Origin of the sequence: Streptomyces sp. NPDC016469 (genome assembly GCF_040632905.1) — a bacterium.
Lineage (GTDB): Bacteria > Actinomycetota > Actinomycetes > Streptomycetales > Streptomycetaceae > Streptomyces.
This window is the reverse complement of the sequence record NZ_JBEYCQ010000032.1, coordinates 73,099-82,916: the sequence shown is the minus strand read 5'-3', so window position 1 is coordinate 82,916 and position 9,818 is coordinate 73,099. Positions and strand designations below refer to the sequence as shown.

General features: G+C 64.1%; 8 protein-coding genes and 1 pseudogene. 6 read left to right on the top strand and 3 right to left on the bottom strand.

Going from position 1 to position 9,818, the window contains the following annotated elements:
• Positions 1–304: 304 nt before the first annotated feature.
• The gene (locus tag ABZ565_RS29360) at positions 305–853 is read right to left on the bottom strand and encodes an ATP-binding protein (RefSeq protein ID WP_361033317.1); all 549 of its coding nucleotides are present in this window, start codon (positions 851–853) and stop codon (positions 305–307) included.
• 142 nt (positions 854–995) lie between these two features.
• On the opposite strand from ABZ565_RS29360, the pseudogene ABZ565_RS29355 reads away from it, so the two are divergent.
• Positions 996–1,136, top strand: a pseudogene (locus ABZ565_RS29355) (IS5/IS1182 family transposase); the annotation flags it as partial.
• A 490-nt stretch (positions 1,137–1,626) separates the two neighbouring features.
• Here the strand turns inward: ABZ565_RS29355 and ABZ565_RS29350 are convergent.
• Positions 1,627–2,541 (bottom strand): YncE family protein, encoded by a 915-nt coding sequence (locus ABZ565_RS29350; protein WP_361033314.1) that lies wholly within the window; start codon positions 2,539–2,541, stop codon positions 1,627–1,629.
• A 700-nt stretch (positions 2,542–3,241) separates the two neighbouring features.
• Between ABZ565_RS29350 and ABZ565_RS29345 the strand changes: the two genes are divergently transcribed.
• The 4 genes from ABZ565_RS29345 (at position 3,242) to ABZ565_RS29330 (ending at position 6,531) form a co-directional block, all read left to right on the top strand.
• A complete protein-coding gene (locus tag ABZ565_RS29345; RefSeq protein ID WP_361033311.1) occupies positions 3,242–4,123 on the top strand; it encodes a S8 family serine peptidase in 882 nt (293 codons plus the stop codon).
• Positions 4,123–4,332, top strand: coding sequence for a hypothetical protein (locus ABZ565_RS29340; protein WP_361033326.1), 210 nt, complete (start codon positions 4,123–4,125; stop codon positions 4,330–4,332). The genes ABZ565_RS29345 and ABZ565_RS29340 overlap by 1 nt, the downstream gene beginning before the upstream one ends.
• On the top strand, positions 4,275–5,363 hold the full coding sequence (locus ABZ565_RS29335) for a hypothetical protein (protein ID WP_361033308.1): 1,089 nt from the start codon (positions 4,275–4,277) through the stop codon (positions 5,361–5,363). The genes ABZ565_RS29340 and ABZ565_RS29335 overlap by 58 nt, the downstream gene beginning before the upstream one ends.
• 739 nt (positions 5,364–6,102) lie before the next feature.
• Positions 6,103–6,531, top strand: coding sequence for a hypothetical protein (locus ABZ565_RS29330; protein WP_361033305.1), 429 nt, complete (start codon positions 6,103–6,105; stop codon positions 6,529–6,531).
• A gap of 591 nt (positions 6,532–7,122) precedes the next feature.
• Here the strand turns inward: ABZ565_RS29330 and ABZ565_RS29325 are convergent.
• Entirely contained in the window at positions 7,123–8,442 is a 1,320-nt protein-coding gene (locus tag ABZ565_RS29325; RefSeq protein WP_361033302.1) for a helix-turn-helix transcriptional regulator, read from the bottom strand.
• A 636-nt stretch (positions 8,443–9,078) separates the two neighbouring features.
• Here ABZ565_RS29325 and ABZ565_RS29320 point away from each other — a divergent pair.
• The gene (locus tag ABZ565_RS29320; protein ID WP_361033299.1) at positions 9,079–9,816 is read left to right on the top strand and encodes a hypothetical protein; all 738 of its coding nucleotides are present in this window, start codon (positions 9,079–9,081) and stop codon (positions 9,814–9,816) included.
• Positions 9,817–9,818 lie beyond the last annotated feature (2 nt).

Here is a 9,818-nt window from a genome sequence, read left to right as displayed (position 1 = left end):
CTTCTCTCTCTTTGCGGGGCGCGTTTTTTACTTTTTTATCCACCCTTTTTTAATACACTACCATTTTCCGGGCGGGGGGGCCCCTCACATATATCCGTCGCGGCCCACCCGCACGTCAGCTGTGTGCCCGCTGCCCAAAAACGGGCGAGAGTACGGGCATGGAAAATGCGTTGCGGGACACCCGGAGACGTTGGTCGGGGATCCCATCGAGAACCATGACCTCCAGTGATGGGATCCCCGGCCTGCGCCCGAACTTTGCTGATGGGGGGTGATGAATTCTCTCGCCGCTTCCCGGGCGGCACTGTCACTGATCCTGGCCGGCTGCTTCCGCAGGACTAAGAAATGCTGTGGCCGGGCGAAAGGGCGCCTTGTCGGGGCGCCTTCTCACGGAATCATCGGCAGTCAGCGAGGGCAGGCGGCGAAGTGTCGGGTCAGAGAGGGGCGCCGGCGTGAAGGTCGGCCCACACGGACATCCCCCACCGTCGGGACTGGATTCCCACCGGCCCTGGGTCACGGCGTCGATGATCGTGAGACCGCGACCGCACTCCGCTTCTGTCCCGGTCTGCCGCAGCCGCGGCACTTCCTTCGAGAAGTCCGACACCGTGAGCGGTGCAACCAGGAGTTCCGTTCGCGTCACGGTCACTCGCACGGTGCTCCACCGGGCATGCGCGACGGCGTTCGACATCAGCTCGGTGACGACGAGGGTGGCTGCGTCTTCGATGTCTCCCAGGCCCCACAGGCCGAGAGCCGAGGAGGCCAGGAGCCGCGCGTCGCGCGCGGCTCCTGGCCTCCTCGGCAGGGACATGCTGTAGGCGGGACGGCCGTCTTCGGCACATGCCTCCGCGATGGCCATGCGCACGCCGATCCTCACCGCCCTCTGTGTGCGTCCCTGGGCCGCGGATGGTTCTGTGTAGGACTCGTGACATGGGCTGCGGCGGTGGTGGCGGGCTCACGCATGCTCGTCACCGACCTGACGGTCGCCAGCCAGCCCGCGATGGCTCATGCACCACCGCCGCCTCGCCCGCGACTACGAAACCCGCCCCCACCGCTCGGAAGCCATGATCAAGGTGGCCATGGTCGACCTCATGAGCCGCAGACTCACCCACGAATCGACCCACAACTGGCGCGACGCCTGAACGGCAGCAGCGTCGGGCTCCTGCGAATCACAGCAGGTAGGGCCACAGGCTGACGCTGTTCCGCTCCACACTGATCTCGACCCACATTCCATCGACCACAGTCGATGGAATGTGGGTCGGCGAGGTCGAACAGGATGCAGGTTCCGGCTACTTCCAGGACGGCTCCACCATCGCCTGTCAGGCCCAGTCGCCCCCGAAAGACGATCCGACCGCCCTCCTCCTCATCCACCCCTGGTGAAAATGAAGTGGTCGGCCGTGTGTTGCTGCCCCAGGCCACGTCCTCTTCAACGGACCACTCCACATGATGTTCGCGGCCCACACCCGTCGGATCGCCGCACCAGAACGCCGCAGCGGCACCCACCTCCGAGCGCACCCGAACCGTCGCACGCCCGTCGGCGACCTGCCCCACCGCTTCCACTTGGACCAACACCCCGCAATCATCCACGGCAGGACTGCGTTGCCAAACACTCCTGCCAGGACAAAACGGTATTTAACTGGGGGAAAGGCCCACCGCCGTTACGGTGCCGTTGTCCCTGTTGGCGACATAGACGCGATCACTGTGAGGCTCGAAGGCCAAGCCCTCAGGATGGGATCCCACCGGGATGATGGCGTTCACATTGTGAGATGTGGCGTCGAGCACGGTCACCGTGCCGTCGACATGAGTGACGTAGACGTTGCCTCGGGAGTCGAGCGTCACGTCATTGGGTCCTGCAGCGACGGTGACATCAGTGACGCTGCCGTTGTCGGTGTCGATGACGGACACCGCGTCGAAGCCAAGATTAGCGACATAAGCACGATGTCGTTGAGCGTCGACCGCGATACCGGAAGGCTGCTGGTGTACCGGGACGGTAGCAACGACCTCGTTTTTTGCAGGGTCGACCACCGATACCGCGTTGGCGTCGGGGCGCGTGACATAAACGCGGTGATTTAGCGAATCGACGGCCACACCAAGGGAGCCAGTGACGCCGATGAAGTCGCGGGTGAAGGGAAGCGGATCACTACTAATGTGGAATACCGACACCCTGTCGCCAAAACGGTTCGTCATATAGGCGCGACTAAGAATATGATCGACGGCCACCCTCGTACCAAAGGATAGGCCGGGCGGACCTCCGGTACTGACGGTGGCAACGACGGCGTTGAATCTGTCGATCATCGACATGGTTCTGCTACCGCTGTTGGCTACGCAGACGCCGAACTGGGGGTCGGTCGCCACACCCTCTGGCCGCAAGCCGACGTTGATGGTGGTGCTCACAGTGTTAGTCAAGGAGTCGATCACCGAGACCGTGTTGCTACCGCTGTTCGTAACGAAGACATGATCGTGGACGTCCACCGCTACACCCACCGGCTGCACCCCCACTTGGATGTTGGCTACGACGCTCAGTTGTTCATCGCTGGGTGCATTCATGACTGCATGACCTTTGGAATCGAGCGGTTTACGGGTCCTGTTGCCGCGGTCGGCCTGTCCGGCGATCGTGGCTTGGAGAGCTAGGGGACCGGTGCGTCGCGGCGTCGTCACCTCCCATTGCTGTACGGGACTCGGGTACGAGGCCCGTACAGCCGCTCGGCATGGTGTCGCCTTCGTGCGTCGCTCACCCGGAGGTTGGCGGGGCAACCGGCAGCAGCGCAGCGCTGAGTGGCAGCAGCCTTTCCCAGTAGTGCACCACTATGCTCGCCGACCTCCAACGTGGTGTGGCCGAATTGTGTCCGCGAAGCTGACATGGAAGCCACGGCTCACTCAAGTATGGTCACAACCCCCTGAACTATGTCGAACGGGATCGCGGTGATAGCTGTCAGGTCGTCGAATTCGCAGGCAAGTTCCGAGCCGGCCACTGTCAAGGAGTCAAATATTGAATTTGCGATTGGTTGTCGTTCCAGAGGGTACTGACATCTGCGAAAAATTTTTGGCAGCGTTATGATGGCTATCGAAAGGTCTCGTCGGACGGGAAATCGAGCTACGAGAGGCCGATGACCGGCAGTCGAGTGGATCATTTGAAATCCGCAACTCCCGAACCTCTTTGGTGTTGAAGTGCTAAAGGTTTAACCAGTGCCTGTTTGACGGCTGCGTGAGGTCGAATTGGTGCACTGCTTGGCATGACGGGAATTCCATGAAGCCCTTGGATTTGGTACGCCTTCCTCCGTTGATGGCACTGACGGAGGGGACGCCACAGATTGATGTGGCACTGTTGGACGGCCCGGTTCTGCGAGAAAATTCCGAGTTGGCGATCGAGAACATGCACAGGCTTCAAGCCAAGCCGGGGCTGTTCGAGCCGTCCCATGGTGCGGCTTCGCGGCATGGGACGTTTATCGCCGGGATCCTCGCGGCACGACGTGGCCGAACGGCTCCCGCGATCTGCCCGAACTGCACCTTTCTGATCCGGCCGGTCTTCGCGGACGCGTCCGCGGGAGACCAGCATCCTCTGGGCACCACCGTCGACGAGTTGGCATCCGCCATCCTCGAAAGCATCAATGCGGGCGCACGAATCATCAACCTGAGCGTCGGGTCCACTTATCCCTCCACGGCTCGACAACCGCGACTTCGTGCGGTGCTCGACTATGCAGCCGAGCGTGGAGTGCTGATTGTCGCTGCCGCCGGAAATCAAGGAACGCTGGGAACCAGCGTCCTCACCCGCCATCCTTGGGTCTTGCCGGTCGCCGCGGTCAACCTTGACGGCCGGCCGAGTGGCCACACCAACCTGGCGCACGCGCTTGGCAAACGCGGGGTCAGTGGACCGGGCGAGAAGATCATGAGTCTCGGCATCAACGGCGACCTCTCGCCCACCTCCGGTGGCACGAGTGTCGCGGCGGCTTTCGTCACCGGTGCGGCCGCACTTCTCTGGTCGCTGTTCCCGTCAGCCGATGCCGCCGACATAAAGAATGCCGTGCTTGGTGGACGCGGAACTCATCGCAGCAGCGTCGTACCGCCGCTCCTGGACGCTTGGGGTGCGTACTCGCTGCTGTTGGAGACGAGGTCGAGGAGGGCTTCGTGATGGTGGACGAACACAGCGAGAAACGCCCGGACATGGGGAGGAGAACCCCTCACCGGGTGCGGCTGCCGGGATTCATCGAGGAGAAGGAGGTGGGACTCGGTGATGTAATCAAAAAAGTGACTTCGACCGCTGGAATCAAACCGTGCAGCGGATGCTCCCGACGCGCCAACAGTCTGAATCAATTGATGGTCTTCACGGGACGTCATTGAACGAAAAGTCTCAGAGAATGGAGAATTCGGACATGACTCCGGAACCCGCGTCCACAGAAGCCGTAGAGATCGTTCCTGCTGAGAAGCCGCAGGGCTCTGTCCCGCCTGCTCCTCCTCCAGGCGTGTCAGCGAGTCGGCCGCTCCCGACACGACCCACCGAGCCGGAGCAGCCCCCAGCGGGCAGTCCGCCGCAACAATCGTCCGGTGGCGAGCAACAGTCGGCCGCGAACGGCGGATGTTCCTCCTCCGGTGACAAGACCCCCGTCTCCTTCGTCTACGCCATCGGCCGCGTCGAACCAAGGTTCCCCAGCCTCGGCGTGGAGAAGGAGTTCGCACAGGCGGTAGGGCGGAGCGACACTGCCGGGCAAACGGACAGGCAGGCAATGCGGTCGGTCCTCGACGATTCGTCCACCAGGTATCTCGCCCGTCAGATCTGCTGGGTGTTCAGCATCGAGGGGCTCGACTCCTACATCCTGGCGCCCCGGGACCCGGCGGACTACAGCATGCTGATCGATGCTGTCAGGCCGGATTCAAACGGCGTCGACGTCGATGTGGTGATCGGCCTGCTTGGCCCCAGTGCCCCGCCACAGACGTGCGGCGGACTCGCCGTACCCATGGTGGCCTTCGACCAGTTGTACTCGTTCAGTCGTGAAGATCTGATCGACGGAATTCCGCGCCCCGAAGGCCAGTCCGCGGACACGTTCCGGGATTCGGCCGGCGAACTGTTCGACACCATTGGGCAACTGGCCGATAATGCTGGCTCAATCGACGAGCACAGGGCTCTGAACTATCTCGCGGTTCGCTACCCGGGAATCTACGCGAGGGCCGCTGAAGCTCACGCGGCGGAGAAGGCCATCAGTGGGGTCGAGGTCCGTCCCTCCCGACTGAGCGGTGCCCGGAACATCATGAATGTGATCTTCTCCTACACGAGTCGGCGGACGGACGTGACCGAGAAGTCCTTCGTCCGAGTCGACGTCACCGAAGAGTTTCCCTTCCTTCTCACGAAACTCTCTCCCTACTACGAGCGGTGACCCTCGCGGGCCGGATCCGCAATGGAGCCCGTCATGACGACACCACGATTTACTGCCGAAGCGGCGCTCACTCGGGGTGCGGCGCACGTATCGAACCCGTCAGCCGAAGAGCGGTTCACCGACCGGACGGAACGGGTGGTCGCTCAGAGCTGTGATTTCTGGGAGTGGATGGCTTGCGCTGGCACGGTGGCGGGATGCGCCCTCTCCTGCGCGGTCACCGGCAGCGAATGCTTCGACTGCTTCAAGCGAGCTGGGCGGGAGGTCTGTTACGCCTGCGTCTGAAATCAAATCCCAGGAGAATGTCATGAGCATACCAGGATTCGACGTGCTGCTCACACCTGAGAGCGAACCGATCCCCGGACCGGGAAAGCAACTGATTCCGCGGTCTTCAGCGAACACCGTCGTGCCTCAGGCTTACCCGACACAATGTCAGGGTGCCCAGGGGTTCGCCAAAACAGCCTGCTACGGCGTCGTCATGACGTGCCAGGACTGCTGCAAGAAGTGGAATTATCAGCAGTCACAGTATGTGGACGTCTGCGGATCCAGCTACGTCTGCGGCGCGTGCTTCGGCTTCGACTGGTAGACCGGAAGTTTCTGCGACCGACGGCCGTTTAATGCGGCTGCCTCCATTCCGAGGGCTGCTTGGTAACCCGTTCGAGCGGGCAATGCGCCCGTTCAGTGGGATTTGCAGGGCAGTCCTCGGTCACTTGTGATCGAGCTAATCTGCAGTCACTCGCTGATGAAGAACGAGCCAGAACGTGGGGTGATGGATATGCTCGCCATGCATTTTCTGTCTCTGACGTGCCACAAGTCGAGCCTGGGAGCGGGCGCGGATGAGATTTACTTGATAATAAATGGGCACCGCGTGTCAGCACCAGGGTTGCCCGACGTGTGGTCGTTGGATGATGGTGATTCCACCAGCCTTAACTTCTTCAACAGCGGCCTCCCTCCCGGGGTTCCGGAAACACGATTCACCATTACCTTGATGGATGAAGACACTTGGGATCTAGAATCGGACCTTTTCCATGATGATAACCTCGGAACTGTTTCCTTCACGGTAAATGATTTCGACTGGTTCGATGACTTCTGGGGCAAGATACGCGAATTCAAATTCTTTGGCAAGGGATCCAACTATTCGCTTTTCTGTCAGTTTATGGACATTGCTTGAACTCGCCCTGGCCCGCAGGCAAAGGCGCTGGCGACGGCCTGGAGCAGGGCGTCGCCAGCACCTGCCTCGAGCTTCGCCAGGCGGCTGGTCTCGTTGCCGGGGGTTCGGTGAAACGCCGCCGGGGCTGGAGCGAGGCTGTCTGCGATCCGTCGCGTGCCGGTGGAGTTTCTTAGCGACGAGCAGACCAAACGGCTCCGTGACGGGTGGTTGGCCCGGCAGCCCCGATGGCGGGCATGAAGAAAGTTCCTGATAGACGGGCTCACGGCCAAGATCACTAGTCCGCCAGGAAATTTCGCGTGCCTGCCTACCCATCCGGCATCGATCCGCCGAGCGCGGTGGTGGCATCCAGGTACAGACCGAGCACCCAGCCCGGGCTGAAATCGTGCCCGGGCGCAGACCACGCTTACCTGCCGCCCCCACCGGGGTGGTCACCGAGCCCCGCCCCGCACGATGCCCCCGGGATGCCCCGGGCCGACGTCGATCCAGCGCGGCGGCCACACCCGCACTCTGCCCGGCCGGGCAGGTCGGTTCGTCACCCATCCCTTCTCGTGCACGTCGCCCGGGCCCATTCAGCGACTCGGGGAAGGCGCGTCAGGCGGCCGCCCGCAGCGTGGCCAGTAGTTTTTGCACGCCGTGTACCGACTGGTGGGGCTGGTATTGGGGTGTGAGGGCGGCGATCTGCTGTACGCAGCGGGAGGCGCCGATGTGGTGCGCGAGTTGTAGGGCTTGGTGGGCGGTGGCAGCGCTTTGGTCGATTTCGCCCTGCTGTAGAAGGGTCTCGGCGCGGTAGGTGAGGAAAATCGCGCGCGTTTTCGCGCGGGCGGCCGGCAGCAGGGCGACGCCTTGGTCGATCTGCTGGAGGGCTGGGCCGGGTTCACCGAGGTCGATGAGACAGCGTCCGCTGTCGACGGCGAGATCGGCCTCGCCGTACCAGGAGCACCACAGGGGCGGTGTGGTGGCCGTGGCGTGAAGGAAGTGTTCTGCGGCGTCGAGGCTCCGGCGGCAGGCCTGGGCCTCGCCGTTCATGGCCAGGGCTCGGGCTTTGCGCAAGTGGAGCAGAGAGCGGGCCGTGGGGTCGGTGGTGCGGGTCAGGGCTTGGTCGAGGATGTCGATGGCCGGGGCTGCCTGGCCGAGCCAGACACTTTGGTAGGCGAGATCAGCGAGGATGCCGGCGCCGCGGTCGGTGTCGCTGGCTTGGTGTGCCGCGTGGAGCGCGGCGCTCCAGTAGTGGCCGGCGGCGGTGTGGTGTTCGTGGTCGAAGCGGTGCCAGCCGATGGTCTGGGCGAGCGAGGAGGCCAGGGCATGCAGTCGGGTGCCGGTTTCCGGGGTGTAGCGGGAGTTCTCCAGCAGGCCGACAACGGTGTCGTAGAAGCTGTCGAGGAGTTGTGTGGTGTGCTGGCGGTCGGCGGTGGCCATGTTCGCGAGGTCCTGCACGCTGGTCTCCAGCCAGCTGATCATTTCCGGGGCGACGGCTTTCCCTTCGGCAGCTGACGCTGCGACGTCGGGGTCGAGAGTTGCCCATTGCTGGGCGAGTGCCGTGAGGATGGCGGGAGCGAGCCCGAGCACGGTGCGGCGGCTGAGCATGGTGCGGCGTTGCGCCTCTCTGAGTGCGGTGACCGTCGCCCCGACGCCCAGGGGAACGGCAAGTGCGTCGGCCCCAGGAAGCCAATACGGCCACCCCGCAGCGGCGACGAGTTGGGGGTCGACGCCGAAGACATCGGCGATCAGTGACTGGAACCAGGCGTCCGGGACGCGGCTTCCGCTCTCCCACCGGGCAACCTGTTGCTTGGTGGTGCCCGCCATGCGGTCGCGGCGACGGGCGGCGCGCCTGATCTCTTCGGCCAGGTCGCGCTGGGAGAGCGCGTGCAGGGACCGGGCCACCGCGAGCGGGTGCAGAGGGAGTGCGTCCACACCCCCATCTGACCATCCGGCCGCTGTGGAGCGTGGCGAAACGGCGGATGCCGGATGACCCCCGGATGACGCCCGAACACTGGTTCCTGCGGGCGGGTTTGGGTGTACTCGCCTCGTCGGCGTCGTCGGTGCCGTGCCCTTCTGATCGGAGGCCCAGCATGGGCAACAGCAGGCTGAACCGGTCCGGCCACAGCGGTGCGCAAGGAACGGCTGCAGAACCGGCCGGGCCTGAGGCTTTCCGACCCCGGATACCACTGGGTTCGCAGCTCGCGGAGCGTTGGGAGTGCCCCCACGCCCAGGCTGCCGGCGGCTTGCGCGTCGAGGTGAGACTGTGGCGGTGCAGGCAGGCCCCGCGCACTCGGGCCAGTCCGGGGGCTGCGGGTCCTCGGATGCACGCCCCCAAATTCTGCCGAGGACGCTCGATTGAGCCATCTTCGCAGTTCCGTAGGTCAGTTCGAGAGCTCCGTGTTTTGGTAGGGGCCTCCCGCGAGATCTAGGATCGGGGAACGTTTGCCCCGGTTTCGGCCGCCAGTTGTCTGGACAGCACGCGGCCGTGATTCGTGAGCCCGGGTAGTGCGCCTGCGTCCGCTCCGTCTCCCAGTGATTTTCCGTCCGTGACCCGACGAAGGAGCCCATGTGTCACTTTCTCCACCCGGCCCGAACATGCAGGCGTCCTGGGAGGCGCTTGCAGACGGACTGCAGGTCCAGCGCCTGGCCCTGCACCTGCCGCAGCTGCGCGAACAGATTTCCAAGCCGTTGCGTGGCGTCGCGTTGTTCGCACACACCTCGCCGAGCGCACTGACCGCGCGCCCCGCCGCGCTCGCGGACCCGGCGGCCAACGCCGTTATCGACCAGGCCAGCCTCAAACACTGGCTGCGATTGCCGGCCGAATTCGGGACGGCCGGCACCGGGACGACCCCCTTGGCCGCGAGTGCCGACCAGGTCGCAGCCCTTCTTGTCGAGGCCCTCACCGATCCGGCGGTCCGTGCTGCGGTGGCCTCCGTGTGTACGGCGTCGGCTTGGTGGGTGGGCGCCTTCGCCGCCATCCGCCACCTGGGCGTCCACCACGCCTCCCTCCAGCCGGTCGATCCCACGATTGCTCTGGAGACGCTGCAGAGCGCGACGAGCATCGTGGCGCTCGGCACTGCCCAGCGGATCCTTGCCGAGCAGCTGCGCACTGGGGCGGCGGACGAGGCCGTGCACATGGCCTACTGCCGTGCGGTCACCGAGAGCATCGTTGTCGAGAGCCGGCTCCCCGAGGTGCTGGAGAAGTTGGGCGAGCTGCGGCTGGTCGACTTGGTGTCGACGTCAATCCCGTGGCGTGGCCGGTTCACTAAGTACGCCGGTGGCACCGGCGCCGGGCAGGTGGAGTAGGC

What these genes read in the sequence shown, in the direction of transcription:
- ABZ565_RS29360 (WP_361033317.1), bottom strand. Translation starts at nt 853, where the DNA reads ATGGCCATCGCGGAGGCATGTGCCGAAGACGGCCGTCCCGCCTACAGC.
- ABZ565_RS29350 (WP_361033314.1), bottom strand. Translation starts at nt 2,541, where the DNA reads ATGAATGCACCCAGCGATGAACAACTGAGCGTCGTAGCCAACATCCAA.
- ABZ565_RS29345 (WP_361033311.1), top strand. Translation starts at nt 3,242, where the DNA reads ATGAAGCCCTTGGATTTGGTACGCCTTCCTCCGTTGATGGCACTGACG.
- ABZ565_RS29340 (WP_361033326.1), top strand. Translation starts at nt 4,123, where the DNA reads ATGGTGGACGAACACAGCGAGAAACGCCCGGACATGGGGAGGAGAACC.
- ABZ565_RS29335 (WP_361033308.1), top strand. Translation starts at nt 4,275, where the DNA reads ATGCTCCCGACGCGCCAACAGTCTGAATCAATTGATGGTCTTCACGGG.
- ABZ565_RS29330 (WP_361033305.1), top strand. Translation starts at nt 6,103, where the DNA reads ATGAAGAACGAGCCAGAACGTGGGGTGATGGATATGCTCGCCATGCAT.